The organism is Azospirillum sp. UENF 112521 (genome assembly GCF_058780665.1).
Genome location: NZ_JBSNCI010000002.1, coordinates 1,716,777 through 1,731,040 on the forward strand (window position 1 = coordinate 1,716,777; position 14,264 = coordinate 1,731,040).

Sequence of the window (14,264 nt, forward strand, 5' to 3'; positions counted from 1 at the left end):
CTTTTTGGTGAAGAAACCATAAATGCTCCAAGCACGCCGTTATCGCGGTTGCCGAGGGTTCCTTCCGCGAAATTTTTTCCTATATTAGGATAGCTCGCCACTTCTTCCGAAACCGGCACCGATGGATTGGTCCGATCAGGGAATCGTTCTGTCCTCCCGTCCCCAGGGGGAAGGGTCCGCCGTCGCGACTTTGCTGACGCGCGAACACGGCCGCCATGCCGGGATGGTTATGGGCGGACGCTCGGTGCGCCAGCGCGGCACGCTGGAACCGGGAACGCTGGTCCATGCCCGCTGGCGCGGCCGGCTGCCTGAGCATCTCGGCCATTTCACGCTGGAGTCGGTGAAGGGCTATGCCGCCAATTTCTTCGACGATGCCCAGGCGCTGGCCGCCCTGATCAGCGCCTGCGCGCTGGTGGAGGCGGCGCTGCCGGAGCGGGAGGCGCACCCTGCCCTGTTCGACGGGCTGCTCGCCCTGTTCGGCCTGCTGGACGGGCCGGCCTGGGCGGAGACCTATGTACGGTGGGAGATCGGACTGCTGGCCGAGCTTGGATTCGGCCTCGACCTCGACCGCTGTGCGGTGTCGGGGGCCAACGACTATCTCGCCTATGTCAGTCCGCGCACCGGCCGCGCCGTGACCGCATCGGTGGGAGAGCCCTACCGCGACCGTCTGCTTCCCCTGCCCGATTTCCTGGCCGGGCGCGGCGGCGGCGGGCCGGCGGCTGTGGCCGACGGGCTGCGCCTGACCGCTCATTTCCTGGAACGCCACGTGCTGAACGGGCCGCTGCCGCCCGCGCGTGAACGCTTAAGAGAACGTTACGCGAACGCGGTAGCGCGTTCGGCCTGAAACTGCTAGACCCCATCATCATGAAGCCGCAAAATCCCGCCTCCGAAATCCTGGAAAAGCCGCTGGCCGACGCGCTCGGCGAGCGGTATCTCAGCTACGCGCTGTCCACCATCATGTCCCGCTCGCTGCCCGACGTGCGCGACGGGCTGAAGCCGGTGCACAGACGCCTGCTGTTCGCTATGAGCCAGCTCCGGCTGGAACCGACGACGCCGCCCAAGAAATCGGCCCGCGTCGTCGGCGACGTGATCGGCAAGTTCCATCCGCACGGCGACACCTCCGTCTACGACGCGCTGGTGCGGCTGGCGCAGGACTTCTCCGTCCGCTACCCGCTGGTCGACGGCCAGGGCAATTTCGGCAACATCGACGGCGATAACGCCGCGGCGATGCGATACACCGAAGCCCGCCTGACCGAGGTCGCCAAGGCGCTGCTGGAGGGCATCGACGAGGACGCCGTCGATTTCCGCCCGACCTATGACGGCGACGGCGACGAGCCGGCGGTGCTGCCCGCCAACTTCCCCAACCTTCTGGCCAACGGGTCGAGCGGCATCGCCGTCGGCATGGCCACCAACATCCCGCCGCACAATGTCGGCGAGATCTGCGACGCGCTGCGCCACCTGATCAAGCACCGCGACGCCAGCATCGAGACGCTGGTCGGCTTCATGCCCGGCCCGGATTTCCCCACCGGCGGCGTACTGGTCGAGTCGCCGCAGAATGTGATCGAGGCCTACCGCACCGGCCGCGGTGCCTTCCGCCTGCGCGCCCGCTGGGAGGTGGAGAAGCTCGCCCAGGGCACCTGGCAGATCGTCGTCACCGAAATGCCCTATCAGGTGCAGAAGGCGCGGCTGGTCGAGAAGATCGCCGAGCTGCTGCTGGCCAAGAAGCTGATCCTGCTGGACGACGTGCGCGACGAATCGGCGGAGGACGTGCGTCTCGTCCTGGTGCCAAAGACCCGCAACGTGGATCCCGAGGTGCTGATGGCCTCGCTGTTCCAGGCCACCGACCTGGAAATCCGCTTCTCGATGAACATGAATGTGCTGGGCGCCGACCATGTGCCGCGGGTGATGAACCTGCGCGAGGTGCTCCAGGCCTTCCTCGACCACCGGCACGAGGTGCTGGTCCGCCGCTCCAACCACCGGCTGAAGCAGATCGACCATCGCCTCGAGGTTCTCGGCGGCTATCTCGCCGCGTACCTGAACCTCGACGAGGTCATCCGCATCATCCGCGAGGAGGACGAGCCGAAGCAGGAGCTGATCCGCGCCTTCACCCTGACCGACGTGCAGGCCGACGCCATCCTCAACATGCGCCTGCGCAACCTGCGCAAGCTGGAGGAGATGGAGATCCGGCGCGAGCACGAGGCGCTGACCACCGAGAAGAATGGCCTGCTGGAGCTGCTGGGCGACGAGACCCTGCGCTGGAAGCGGATCGCCGAGGGCGTGGCCGAGATCAAGAAGAAGTTCGGCGCCGGCGCGCTCGGCAAGCGGCGCACCGACGTGGCCGACGCGCCGACGGTGATCGAGGTGCCGCTGGACGCGCTGGTGGAACGCGAGCCGGTGACCGTGATTTGCTCGGCCAAGGGCTGGATCCGCACGGTGCGCGGCCACCTGACCGACGCCGAGGCGGAGGATGTGAAGTACAAGGACGGCGACGCGCGCGGCTTCATCGAGCGGTGCGAGACGACTGACAAGCTTCTGGTCTTCGCCAGCAACGGCAAGTTCTTCACCATCGGCGTCGACAAGCTGCCGCGCGGCCGCGGCTTCGGCGAGCCGGTCCGGCTGATGATCGACCTCGGCAACGACGTCGACATCGTCGACCTGTTCCGCCACCAGCCCGGCCGCACCCTGCTGGTGGTGTCGGAGGATGGCCGCGGCTTCCGCGTCGAGGAGGCTGAGGTGCTGGCGCAGACCCGCGCCGGCAAGCAGGTGCTGAACCTGGAGGACGGCAAGTCCGCCCGCATCTGCCAGCCGGTGAGCGGCGATACGCTCGCCATCATCGGCAACAATAGGAAGATGCTGGTCTTCCCGCTGGAGCAGGTGCCGGTGATGACCCGCGGCAAGGGCGTCCAGCTTCAGAAGTACAAGGACGCCAGCGTCGCCGACGTGAAGACCTTCACGCTGGCCGAGGGACTGAGCTGGAAGAACGGCGAGCGCAACTTCACCGTCAGCGACCTGACCGGCTGGATGGGCGACCGCGCCGGCCAGGGCAAGATGCCGCCGAACGGCTTCCCCAAGAACAACCGGTTCCTGTAAGAGCTGTAACTGGAAAAAAGCGCCCTCTCCCACCGCGGGAGAGGGCGTCTTTGTTTTTACTTCGGCGTCGTGACCGTCGCCGTCAGCGGCACGCGGCGTTCGACCAGGGCCGAGGTGACCTCCTTGGCCTTCACCGGATCCATGGCGGCCAGGATCGGCGCGGTCTTCTGTTCCTTCATCTTCTGGATGACGCCCAGCAGCACCGGCATGTCGAGTTCCTCGAAGATGCGGGCGGCTTCCTTCGGCTTCATCGTCTCGTAGATCTTCACCAGGCTTTCCAGCTGGGCCGACTGCTTCTCGTCGCCCTGGGCCATCAGCTTCTGGATGTCGGAACGGGTCTTCTCCATTTCCGCCACCTTCTGGTCGATCCGCTTCTCGGCAGCAGCCAGCAAGGCCTCACGCTGCTCCATCTCCTTGGTGCGGCGCTCGATCTCGGCGCGGCGTTCGGCGAAATGCTGGAGCAGTTCCTGATTGTCGATAGGACCGAGCGGTGCCAGCGGCGCATTGGCCGCCGGTGCGTTGGCCGGACCGCTGGAGCCGCCGGGAGCCGGGGGAGCGTCCTTGCCGGCCGGCTTGGTGGTCGCGGCGGGAGTCTGCCCGGCCGCCGTCTGCCCAGCCGCCATCTGGATGGGCGGCGTCGCCGGGGTGGAGCCCTGCGGCCCCTGGGCAAGGCTGACCGGGAAGTCGGGCAGGCGGGCGTCATGGGTGGCGAGGCGCCACAGATCGCCGACCCGCACGCCCAGCATCAGCACCGCGACGAAGATGGTCAGCGGCAGCAGACGGAAACGGGCGCCGCGCATCCGCGCCCTCAGCCGCTGGGTCAAAGGCACCCGCGGCGTCGCCGGCTTGCGCGCCTTGGCCTTCGCCTTGCCCTTCTTCGCCGGCACCTTTCCCGCCGCAGAGCGGACGGCCGGCAGTTGCGCCTGCTGGGCCTGTTGGGCGGCCAGCGTGGGAGAGGTGCGGACGCCGGTCGGGGCGGCGCCAGCCGGGCGGATCACGACCTTGGGTTCGCCGCCCGCCGCAGCGGGCCTGCCGTCACTGGTGCGCATGGTCATCCAAGCCCCTTGCCGGCGTTCTCGATAGCCTGAAGCAGTTCGCGTTCGGCCCGCGACAGGCTCTCCCCGTCACGAGTAATGGGGTCACGGGCGATGGGCTCGCGTGCCTCGGCCGGCGGTTCGGCGCGGGCGGCGGCCCGGCGCGGCGGCGCGTCCAGCCGAGGCGGCGGCGGGGCGTGGTCGTCATGGTCGTGGTCATCCTCGACCGGCAGGCTGCGCAGGGCAGGACGCGGCGCCACCAGCGGCGCCTTTGCCGGGCTGCGCGCGGCTAGAACCGGGGCAACCGCCACGGAACGGCCGCCATCACGCCCGCTGTCGCGGCGACCGCCATCGCGACCGCCGTCACGCTCGCCGACGCCGCCCAGCCGGTTGGCCAGCGTGTCGCCCGCCTCGATCATGAATTGCAGCTCATCACGCAGGGCCTGTGCCTTGATCACCGTGCGCTGGAGATCCTCGCCGGTGTCGCCCGCCGCCTTCTTCAGCGTGCGCACGCCGGTCTCTGCCCGCCCCATCGCGTCGTTCAGGCCCTGGATCAGTTCGGCCATCTCGCCGCGGCTCTCGCGCAGCGCGATGATCTGCCGGTTCAGGATGATCGCATAGGCGATGGTGGCGGCCAGCAGGCCGACCATCACGACGTCGATGATGATGGAGACCAGCGGACTCATAACCTCATGACCTCCTGCTTGGGCAGTTCCTTTTCCAGGCGGACGGCGATGTGCCCGCCCTTGCGCCCCATCCGCCCCTGGAACATCGACACGTCGCCGCAGCGCAGTTCTATCGCGCCGTCGGGGGTGGCGTTCAGCAGGATGCGGGTGCCGACGCGCCAGTTCAGCACGTCGTGCAGCGTCATCGTCACCTCGTCCAGCACGGCCGACAGATCGACGTCCGTCACCATCAGCTCGGAAGCCAAGTGGGTTTCCCAGATCGAGTCACGGCCGAACTTCTCGCCCATGAACATCTGAAGCAGCAGCTCACGCACCGGCTCCAGCGTCGCGTAGGGGATCATCAGCTCCAGCCGGCCGCCGCGATCCTCCATGTCGATGCGCAGCTTGACCAGCACGGCGGCGTTGGCGGGACGCGCGATGGTGGCGAAGCGCGGGTTGGTTTCCAGCCGGTCGAAGCGGAAGGTGACGGGTGACAGCGGATCGAAGGCGGCGGACAGGTCGGACAGCACCACATGGACCATGCGTTCCACGAGGTTGCGTTCGATGGTGGTGTAGGGACGGCCTTCGATGCGCATCGCCGCCGTGCCGCGCCGGCCGCCGAGCAGCACGTCGACGATGGAATAGATCAGCGCGGAGTCGACGACCATCAGGCCATAATTGTCCCACTCCTCCGCCTTGAACACCGACAGCATCGCCGGCAGCGGGATGGAGTTCAGGTAATCGCCGAAACGCACCGAGGAAATCTGGTCGAGGCTGACCTCGACGTTGTCGGAGGTGAAGTTGCGGAGGCTGGTGGACATCATGCGGACGAGGCGGTCGAAGACCACCTCCAGCATGGGCAGGCGTTCGTAGTTGACCAGCGCCGAGTTGACCAGCGCCATGATGCCGGAGTTGTCGCCGTCGCCGGCGCCACCCTGGTCGAAGCCCAGCAGGCTGTCGATCTCGTCCTGGTTCAGGACGCGGGTCGACCCGCCGCCGCCCATGTCGCCGACATCGCCGCTGTCCTCGGCCAATGCGGCCCATTCGGCGGCAAGCCGTTCTTCTTCGCTCAGTTCACCGGTGTCGCTCATCGGCCCCTATCCCCACCTGACCGGGCCCTCACTGGACCAGCATTTCCTTGAACAGCACGTCCTTCACCTTCACCGGGAACGCGGCGGCGGTGATGCGCAGAAGCAGTTCCTGGCGCAGCCGGTACATGCCGGCCGACCCGCGCAGATCCTCCAGGCGCAGCTCGCGCAGGTAGACCTGGAAATTGTCGATGATGCGCGGCAGCACATGCTCCACCGCCCCGACATCCTCCGGCTTCGACAGCTGGATGGAGATCTTGATCTTCAGGAAGGCCGGACGCTTGTTGCCGGTGTTCAGGTTCACCAGCATGTCCGGCAGGTCATAGAAGATCGGGGAGGCATGGGCGGCGTCGCCCTTGCCGGCCTCGGCCCCATGTTCGCCTTCCGCAGACGCGGCATGCTCCCCCTCCTCCGCCGGCTTCTCCTTGCCCAGCAGCCCGTCGAGCAGACCGGAGAAGTAAACGCCGGCACCGGCACCGATCAGCAGGACCAGGGGCAGAACGACGAACAGCACCAGCTTCTTGCCGCTGAATTTCTTCCGGGGCAGGCCGTCGGTCAATTCACCGGCATCGGTTTCGGCAGCCATGACATCCTGGGATCGTTCGAGGTACGCAACGGCTCAGGCATGCGCCGCCTGACAGGCTCAAAGCTACTTTTGGGATAGTTAATAACTCCTTTCGAGTGGGGAATGGACCGCCCCGGACGGGCAGGTTTCCCCCATCTGTCACCATTTCGGCACGGTTCTTGATTGGGACTGCCCGGCGATCCGCGCCCGCAGTGCATCCGCCTTCCGGTCGGAGCGCAGCCGCGCCCGGAGTCCGCCCCCGGCAGCCCGCCGTCCCCATTGGTATTGCCCTTGGGATTGCAGGCCCGCCCCACTATCGCCCCGCCGCCCCATCGTGCGGCGGGAACGGGAGAGTCTTGCCCGGCGACACCCGGCAAGGAACGCCTTCCCCCCGGCAGATTCTGCCCGGCATCCCCTACCCCACCCGGCGGGAACGCTTCCCCCTTGTCCGTATTCCGCAGATTCCAAGGCTTCGGCGAAATTGGCACGGCGCCTGCAATACCCCTTTCGCCGGTCGGACGCTGTCGTTCGATCCGTTCGCAAGGTGAAGAGGCCGCAAGATGGAAAATTCGATCTACGTCGCCCTGTCGCGCCAGATGGCGCTGCAACGCCAGCTGGACGTTACGTCGAACAACATCGCGAACATGAACACGACCGGCTACAAGAACCAGCGGATGCTGTTCACCGAATATCTGGAAAAGCCCGGCCTGCACGAGAAGGTCAGCTTCGTCCAGGACCGCGCGGTGGTGCGCGACCTGTCCAACGGCCCGATGACGCAGACCGGCAACCCGCTGGATCTGGCGCTGACCGGCCAGGGCTACTTCACCGTCGATACCGCCAGCGGCCCGCGCTACACCCGCGCCGGCAATTTCCGCCTGAACGACCAGCGCCAGCTGGTGGATGCCGGCGGCTTGCCGGTGCTGTCCAACAACGGCCAGCCCATCACCATTCCGGCCGGCACCAGCGACGTGAAGGTCAGCGGCGACGGCACCGTCGCCACCGAGCTGGGCCCGGTCGCCAAGCTGAACATCGTCACCTTCAAGACCGAGCAGCTGATGACCGAGGTCGGCAACGGCCTGTACGTCACCGACGAGCAGCCGCAGCCGGCCCCGGTCGAGACGAAAGTGGCACAGGGCTTGCTAGAAGGTTCCAACGTGAAGCCCGTGGTCGAGATGACGCAGATGATCGACATCCAGCGTCAGTACATGTCCGCTCAGAAGATGATGGACAACGAACACGAGCGCATCCGCACGATGCTTCAGCGTCTGGGCCGCACCGCCTGATCCAGACCGACGACGAGAGGAGAAGACCAGAATGCGCAGCCTCGCCATCGGCGCCACCGGCATGATCGCCCAGCAGCTCAACGTCGAGACGATCTCCAACAACATCGCCAACTCGACCACCACCGGCTACAAGAAGCAGCGGGCCGAGTTCCAGGACCTGCTGTACCAGAACTTCCGCCGCATCGGCTCGACCTCGTCGGATGCCGGCACCGTGGTGCCGACCGGCGTGCAGGTTGGTGCCGGCGTGCGTGTCGCCGCGGTGGCCCGCGTGCTGGAACAGGGCAACCTGAACATCACCGACAACAAGCTGGACGTTGCGATCAACGGCTCGGGCTACTTCCAGGTGACGCTGCCCAGCGGCGACACCGCCTACACCCGCGCCGGCAACTTCAAGCTGTCGCCGGAAGGCATGATCGTCACCGCCGACGGCTATCCGATCCAGCCGAACATCACCGTCCCGACCAACGCGGTGGACATCTCCATCAACTCGTCGGGCGAGGTGCTGATCAAACTGGACGGCCAGACCGCCACCCAGAATGTCGGCCAGATCCAGCTCGCCACCTTCGCCAACGCCGCCGGCCTGGAAGCCACCGGCGACAACCTGTTCATGGAGTCCGGCGCGTCCGGCCAGGCGGTGACCGGCAACCCCGGCGCTCCCGGCTTCGGCCGCGTCACCCAGGGTGCGCTGGAGACCTCCAACGTCAACGTCGTGCAGGAGATCACCACCCTGATCACCGCACAGCGCGCCTACGAGATGAACTCCAAGGTCATCAAGACCACCGACGAGATGATGCAGCAGGCCAGCCAGATGAAGTAACGCCGCCGACATCGCCGGCGCCTCGCTTCAGCCTCCACATCGGGAACCACCGCCATGATCCGCCCCCTCGCCACCCGCCGCCTGCCCGCCCTGCTCCTCGGTGCCGCCCTGCTGACCGGTCCGGTCATGGGGTTCGGCATCGGGCCGGCCGACGCAGCCTCGGCGATGGCTCCGGCTTCGGCCGGTCAGGGACTGGCGCCCGACGTGGTGTACGGGATGCCGCATGTGGAAGCGGTCCTGTCGGATGCGCTGTCGCGGGTCATCACCGCCGGCCGGCTGCAGATGGAGCTGGACAGCCGCGCGGTGGAGCTGCGCGCCCCCCAGGGCGCCGGCGGGCTGGCGGTGGAGAACCTCTATTACAGCCCGGTCCAGGGCCGTTTCGCCGCCGAGATCGTGGTGACCGGCAGCCAGGTCCGCCTGCCGGTGTCGGGCCGCGCCTTCGGCGTCGTGCAAATCCCGGTGCTGTCGCGCCGGATCATCCCCGGCGACGTCATCGGCCCGGGCGACATCGACTGGCAGGATGTGCGCGCCGACCAGACCACCAGCGACACCGCCGCCACCGACGCGCAGCTGATCGGCATGACGCCGAAGCGCGGCGTGTCGACGAACCAGCCCGTCCGCCTGCGCGATCTGCAATCGCCGCGCATGGTCGACAAGGGCTCGATGGTCACCATCACCCTGACCACCCAGTCGATGACGCTGACGACCCAGGGCAAGGCCCTGCAGGACGGCGGCAAGGGCGAGGTCATCCGCGTCGTGAACACCCAATCCAACCGCATCGTCGAAGCGACGGTCGCGGGCCCCAACGTCGTCGCCGTGGCAAAGCCCGGCATCATCGCGCAGTAAGGAGAAAGCTCCAATGTCCGCCACCCTGACCGCCCGCCTGATCCGCCTCGCGATGATCGCCACCGCTGCCACCTCGCTGACCGCCTGCGGCGCCGCGTCGCGCATCGCCGACATCGGCAAGGCTCCCGAGATGAGCGGCATCCAGGACCCGCAGGCCCGCACCGGCTACCAGCCGGTCAGCCTGCCGATGCCGACCCCGCTGCCGACGGAGCGCAACCCGAACTCGCTGTGGCGGACCGGTGCCAAGGCCTTCTTCAAGGACCAGCGTGCGGCCAAGGTCGGCGACATCCTGACCATCAACATTTCCATCGCCGATCAGGCCAAGCTGTCGAACGAGAGCAAGCGGTCGCGCGCCAACACCGAAAAGGCCGGCATGCCGAGCCTGTTCGGCCTGGAAGGCGCCACACTGAGCCGCGTCCTGCCGGCCGGCGCCTCGGCCGCCAGCCTGGTGGATTTGTCGAGCGACACCAACAACGACGGCAAGGGCTCGGTCGACCGCAACGAGAAGATCGAGCTGAAGGTGGCGGCGCTGGTGACCCAGACCCTGCCCAACGGCAATCTGGTCATCCAGGGCCACCAGGAGGTCCGCGTGAACTACGAGCTGCGCGACCTGCAGATCCATGGCGTGATCCGTCCCGAGGACATCACCGCGCAGAACACCATCAGCTACGAGAAGATCGCCGAAGCCCGCATTTCCTACGGCGGCCGCGGCCAGATCAGCGACGTCCAGCAGCCGCGCTACGGCCAGCAGCTGTACGACATCATCATGCCGTTCTGAGGATTGTCGGGGTAACGGCGACGCATCCGAGGGCCATGGCGGGAGGCACCCCTCCGTGGCCCTGGGGTGCGTCAGGAACCGCCGCGGTCCCTGCGATGCGCTGCTGCCGGATGGGAAATTGCTGCCGGCCGGAGGGTTGTGCCGGGCCGATGTTGCCGGGCCGCCATTTCCTGCAAAGCCGATGCGCTGCGCCGCTTCAGCCTTCCAGCGACCGCGGCGATCCCGCAGTGAATCCATCCATCGTGCCGATGGCCATGTTGCCGCCGACCCGCGCCAAAGCCGGACCGATGAGTTCGGTGGCGCGGCGGTAAGCCTCGCGCTGGGCGACACAGTCGATCAGGTCCGCCGCGTTGGTAGCGCTCTGGGACAGGGTGAGGCCGCTCGTCATGGGTCGTCTCCCTCATCCCGGCCATGATCGGCCGGTCGAGGATGACCATAGGCTCCACTCAAACCGCCCGCTGTTGCGTGCATCACGTTTCCGGCGCGACACCGTCAAACGAAACGGCCCGGCCCCTCATCGGGAGCCGGGCCGTCTCATCGCCGGTCGTCCGCTTATTGGTAGCCGCCTTCGCGGGCACGGTCCTTGGCGGCTTCCTCCTGCGCCTTCACGGTCTCGCTGCTGATCGTGCCGCCCCCCTCCTTGTTGGCATCGGCGGGCTTCTGCGGTTGGTCGTCGCGGGCGGCGTCGGCGGGTCGCTGGTTCGGCTGGTCGACCATGATGCTGCTCCTCAATGAGTCTCGTCTGGCGATGACGAGGACAACAGCAAAGTCGGAAGATCGTCGCGGACTGGTCCGACCGCCTCAGCCAGCGGGAGACTCGGGCTTGGCATCGGCATCGGCATCGGCATCGGCGCGCTCCAGGGCGGCGTTGATCTGATCCAGCGTGCGGCCGCAACCGGTACAGACATCGCCGTCGATGGCGCACATGCCCAGGCAGTCGGGATCGTCGCTCATGGAACTGGCTTCCTTCGGGATTGGCGCTCAGCGGCCATCCCTAACCGAAAGGCTGCTTTGCCTCAAGCGGTCCGGTTCTAGGACAGCGGCTGCCAAAACAGGGGGTTTCCCATTCCTCGCATGCCTGTTGAGACAATGTACGATGTCGGCAGCAGTGTCGATTGCCGATAAAACGATCAGGCTTTAAACCACCATCCTGTTTTCTCCCACGCGAAGGTGTGCATGCCCACGGCATTGCTGGTGTCCTGCGCGATGTATCGTTACGGTACCGCGAGAATGCCTGCCGCGTTGAAGGCGGCAGGGTTTCGTGTGTTCGTCATCTGCCCGAAGAACTCCCTGCTCGAGTTCTGCGACCAGATCGACGGCCGGCATTGCTTCTCTTCCGAATTGGCAGCAGACGACCTGACCGTGATCGCCGCGCGGGCGGCGGCACAGTTCCGGGCCGACATCGTCATCGGCTGCGAGGAATCCGCCGTCCGCGTGCTCGGCTTGGCGGGACGGTTGCAGGAACGGGTAAAGGTGGACAGCGCCGACGCCCGCAATCTGCGGTTCGTCCAGGCTTGGTGCAGCGACGACTCCTGGGAAGAGAAGCGGTCTCGCTGTGTTGAAATGGCGGCGGCGGCGGGCATCCGGACACCGCGTCAGGTCGCCGTCGATCCGCAGCGTACCGCTGCGGCCGATCTGGCCGGGCTTGGCGAACCGCTTCTGCTGAAATACGACGGCAGTTCGGCCGGCCGCGGGGTGTTTTTCGCATCCTCCACCAAACAGGCGATGGCCCTGGCGGCAAGCCGGTCGGCGGAACACCCGGACCAGCAGGCGGTCGCACAGGAATTCTTGCGCGGACGCGCAGCGTCGGTATCATTCTGCGCGCTGGGCGGGAAAATGCTGGAAGCCTTTGCCTACACGGTCCTGCGTCATGAGCCGGCCCCCTTCGGCCCGGCATCCGTGATCGAACTGACCCCCCATTCCGGGCTGATCGACATGGCCCGCCGGATGGTGGACATGACGGGCTATTCCGGATTCGGCGGCATCGACGCCATTCTACCGGACGATGGCGGCCCGCCGGTTTTCCTGGAGTTCAATGCCCGGCCGACCCAGACAACCCATCTCGGCAACCTGGCCGGCAGCGACCTGTGCCGGGCGATGGCCTGCGCCCTGGCTGGGGAACCCTATGACGCGGTCCTCGGCCGAACCTCAGGCCGGCAGGTTGCGCTGTTCCCGAGCGAATGGGTCCGCGATCCCAACAGTCCCTACCTGACCTCGGCCCACCACGATGTGCCATGGACCGAACGCCGGCTGACCGCCGCGATCCTGACCGTTACCCCGCATCTCCATGGCACCCGGGCCATCACTCCGGCGGCTGTTCAAGCGACAGCTCACCCGTAACTTCGTGCGTCAAGTCGATACCATCGACCGTCAGCACCATGCGGGCCGACAGAGACTTCACCCCGTCCAGCCGGCCTTCGGCCAGCGCGCGGCCGACCGCAAGCTCGATCTCCCGCTGCGAGGTGACGCCGACCTGCTTCAGGAACTTACGCAGGTCGAGGTTTAGGGTCTCGTTGTCCATGGCTGCCCTCCCGGCTGGGAACCGTCGTTTCGAATGACGTTCCGAACCCCGTGAGGACGGCTTGGTTCCATCGCCGGCCCTGATGCCAACGGATGCAAGGCGGCGGCAACAGGCCAGAAACGACGAAAGCGCCGGTCGGGACCTGCGCTTTCCATCCGTTCGGTGCCATCCGTCCCATGCAGTGCCGACGCGACGCACCGCCCTGCCCCCGGTGAGCGGCACTGTGCTGATCGTCTGCGGGACCGGAAAACGGCGCGGCGTCAGTCGTCGCGCTGGGTCCGTTCCATCCGCTCGTGACGCTCCTGGGCTTCAAGGCTCAGCGTCGCGATCGGTCGGGCATCGAGCCGGCGAACGGAGATGGGATCGCCCGTCTCCTCGCAATAGCCGTAGCTGCCGTCGACCAGACGCTCCAGCGCGGCGTCGATCTTGGAGATCAGTTTGCGTTCGCGATCACGCGTCCGCAGCTCCAGCGCACGGTCGGTCTCGGCCGAGGCGCGGTCGGCGATATCCGGTTCCTGGATACCGCCTTCCTGGAGGCTGTTCAACGTGCCGGTGGATTCCGCCAGCAGTTCCGCGCGCCAGCGCAGCAGCTTCTGGCGGAAATACTCCCGCATGATCGGGTTCATGAACTCCTCGTCTTCCGACGGGGAATAGTTCTGGGGCAGAAGCGGCGACGTCATCCGAAAGCATCCAGCGAAAAAGGGGTGATCCGGGCGGCGCGGAGTATAGGCACGCCACGGCACGACCGCAACCCATTGGTTCGCCCCCGCAACGACCAAACAAGCCCTTGGAATAAAAAAGATTTGTCAGCGTTGCAGATTCGCCGCCACCTGCTGGCGGCCATGCACGGGCGAATCCGGCCACCGCATGGCTCTCTCATCGGCGGCTCCCCGCCCCACAGGCGCTCGCGCCCGAATCAACGCTTGAAGCGGCCGCAAAAGCGACCGGTCAATTCAGGAGGTCAGCTTCGCCAGTTCGACCTGGGCGCGCAGGTCGATCTCGTCGAGGATTTCGGCCAGCCCCGGATCGTCGACCTGGGCACGGCGCGTCTGCACCACCTTCGCCAGATCGGCCAGCTTCTGCACCGACAGCGTGCCGGACAGCAGCCCGTGCTGGATTTCCTCCAGACGGTCAAGCATCTCCTCCGCCCGCATCTTGCCGCGGGACGCGCGCGCGGTGGCGTCGTCGGTGACGTCAACCTCCTGCAAGGCCAGCACGCCCGAAACACCGGCGGAGGCGGCGGTGCCGCTGACGCCGTGGGCCGAGCCGGTCTCTCCCACCAATTGCTTGGAGAAGGCCGCGCCGGACGAGCCTTCGGCCTTGCCGGTGCGGCGGACAGACCCACCGCCGCGTATGTTTCCGGAGCCTTCGACTTTCATGATCCGTGCAACCGTTTGCAGTAAAGGATTCGTAAACGCGCACACAGTAGATGGATCAACCTTAACATCCGGTCAAGGCTTGCCGCAATCGGGCAAAAATTGCCGGCCGGCTGTGACCGAAAGGCGCCATAGTCCGGGCGTTTTTCAGGACAGGCACCGAAAGCCGCCGCTTACGGTCTCTGGCACGGCGTTTGTATA

The 14,264-nt window shown here is 66.7% G+C and carries 17 protein-coding genes; 7 read left to right on the forward strand and 10 right to left on the reverse strand.

The window, feature by feature from the left end:
- Positions 1–121 precede the first annotated feature (121 nt).
- Positions 122–844, forward strand: a complete 723-nt coding sequence (gene recO / locus ACWPN8_RS10385; protein ID WP_492240727.1) for a DNA repair protein RecO — start codon at positions 122–124, stop codon at positions 842–844.
- 20 nt (positions 845–864) lie between these two features.
- Positions 865–3,090, forward strand: coding sequence for a DNA topoisomerase IV subunit A (gene parC, locus ACWPN8_RS10390; RefSeq protein WP_492240728.1), 2,226 nt, complete (start codon positions 865–867; stop codon positions 3,088–3,090).
- 56 nt (positions 3,091–3,146) lie between these two features.
- Here parC and ACWPN8_RS10395 read toward each other — a convergent pair whose 3' ends face one another.
- The 4 genes from ACWPN8_RS10395 to ACWPN8_RS10410 are packed head-to-tail and all read right to left on the reverse strand — an operon-like array spanning position 3,147 to position 6,463.
- A complete protein-coding gene (locus ACWPN8_RS10395; protein ID WP_492240729.1) occupies positions 3,147–4,145 on the reverse strand; it encodes a MotE family protein in 999 nt (332 codons plus the stop codon).
- On the reverse strand, positions 4,142–4,810 hold the full coding sequence (locus tag ACWPN8_RS10400; RefSeq protein ID WP_109096864.1) for a DUF6468 domain-containing protein: 669 nt from the start codon (positions 4,808–4,810) through the stop codon (positions 4,142–4,144). The genes ACWPN8_RS10395 and ACWPN8_RS10400 overlap by 4 nt, the downstream gene beginning before the upstream one ends.
- On the reverse strand, positions 4,807–5,880 hold the full coding sequence (gene fliM, locus ACWPN8_RS10405) for a flagellar motor switch protein FliM (protein ID WP_085089732.1): 1,074 nt from the start codon (positions 5,878–5,880) through the stop codon (positions 4,807–4,809). The genes ACWPN8_RS10400 and fliM overlap by 4 nt, the downstream gene beginning before the upstream one ends.
- 28 nt (positions 5,881–5,908) lie before the next feature.
- On the reverse strand, positions 5,909–6,463 hold the full coding sequence (locus tag ACWPN8_RS10410) for a flagellar basal body-associated FliL family protein (RefSeq protein ID WP_492240730.1): 555 nt from the start codon (positions 6,461–6,463) through the stop codon (positions 5,909–5,911).
- 539 nt (positions 6,464–7,002) lie between these two features.
- Here ACWPN8_RS10410 and flgF point away from each other — a divergent pair.
- From flgF to flgH, 4 genes are read left to right on the forward strand one after another with little or no spacing between them, the layout of a single operon-like run.
- Positions 7,003–7,725 (forward strand): flagellar basal-body rod protein FlgF, encoded by a 723-nt coding sequence (gene flgF, locus ACWPN8_RS10415; protein WP_098739578.1) that lies wholly within the window; start codon positions 7,003–7,005, stop codon positions 7,723–7,725.
- Positions 7,726–7,756: 31 nt separating this feature from the next.
- Positions 7,757–8,542 carry a flagellar basal-body rod protein FlgG gene (flgG, locus tag ACWPN8_RS10420; protein ID WP_042700394.1) on the forward strand — a complete coding sequence of 262 codons (786 nt, stop codon included), beginning with the start codon at positions 7,757–7,759 and terminating at the stop codon, positions 8,540–8,542.
- Between the two features lie 54 nt (positions 8,543–8,596).
- The gene (gene flgA / locus ACWPN8_RS10425) at positions 8,597–9,388 is read left to right on the forward strand and encodes a flagellar basal body P-ring formation chaperone FlgA (protein WP_492240731.1); all 792 of its coding nucleotides are present in this window, start codon (positions 8,597–8,599) and stop codon (positions 9,386–9,388) included.
- A gap of 13 nt (positions 9,389–9,401) precedes the next feature.
- Complete coding sequence (gene flgH / locus ACWPN8_RS10430; RefSeq protein WP_109096866.1) at positions 9,402–10,166, forward strand: flagellar basal body L-ring protein FlgH; 765 nt, start codon at positions 9,402–9,404, stop codon at positions 10,164–10,166.
- Positions 10,167–10,362: 196 nt separating this feature from the next.
- Here flgH and ACWPN8_RS10435 read toward each other — a convergent pair whose 3' ends face one another.
- From ACWPN8_RS10435 to ACWPN8_RS10445, 3 genes are all read right to left on the reverse strand, one after another.
- The gene (locus ACWPN8_RS10435; RefSeq protein WP_492240732.1) at positions 10,363–10,554 is read right to left on the reverse strand and encodes a hypothetical protein; all 192 of its coding nucleotides are present in this window, start codon (positions 10,552–10,554) and stop codon (positions 10,363–10,365) included.
- Between the two features lie 164 nt (positions 10,555–10,718).
- The gene (locus tag ACWPN8_RS10440) at positions 10,719–10,883 is read right to left on the reverse strand and encodes a hypothetical protein (protein ID WP_158285367.1); all 165 of its coding nucleotides are present in this window, start codon (positions 10,881–10,883) and stop codon (positions 10,719–10,721) included.
- 84 nt (positions 10,884–10,967) lie between these two features.
- Positions 10,968–11,120: a DUF1289 domain-containing protein gene (locus ACWPN8_RS10445; protein WP_492240733.1), complete on the reverse strand. Its 153-nt coding sequence runs from the start codon at positions 11,118–11,120 to the stop codon at positions 10,968–10,970.
- Between the two features lie 276 nt (positions 11,121–11,396).
- On the opposite strand from ACWPN8_RS10445, the gene ACWPN8_RS10450 reads away from it, so the two are divergent.
- Positions 11,397–12,506 (forward strand): ATP-grasp domain-containing protein, encoded by a 1,110-nt coding sequence (locus ACWPN8_RS10450; protein ID WP_492240734.1) that lies wholly within the window; start codon positions 11,397–11,399, stop codon positions 12,504–12,506.
- Here the strand turns inward: ACWPN8_RS10450 and ACWPN8_RS10455 are convergent.
- From ACWPN8_RS10455 to ACWPN8_RS10465, 3 genes are all read right to left on the reverse strand, one after another.
- Complete coding sequence (locus tag ACWPN8_RS10455; protein ID WP_109096870.1) at positions 12,469–12,687, reverse strand: DUF6494 family protein; 219 nt, start codon at positions 12,685–12,687, stop codon at positions 12,469–12,471. The genes ACWPN8_RS10450 and ACWPN8_RS10455 overlap by 38 nt on opposite strands.
- Positions 12,688–12,947: 260 nt before the next feature.
- A complete protein-coding gene (dksA, locus tag ACWPN8_RS10460) occupies positions 12,948–13,367 on the reverse strand; it encodes an RNA polymerase-binding protein DksA (RefSeq protein WP_012974451.1) in 420 nt (139 codons plus the stop codon).
- A gap of 273 nt (positions 13,368–13,640) precedes the next feature.
- Positions 13,641–14,066 carry a flagellar assembly protein FliX gene (locus tag ACWPN8_RS10465; RefSeq protein ID WP_109096871.1) on the reverse strand — a complete coding sequence of 142 codons (426 nt, stop codon included), beginning with the start codon at positions 14,064–14,066 and terminating at the stop codon, positions 13,641–13,643.
- Positions 14,067–14,264 lie beyond the last annotated feature (198 nt).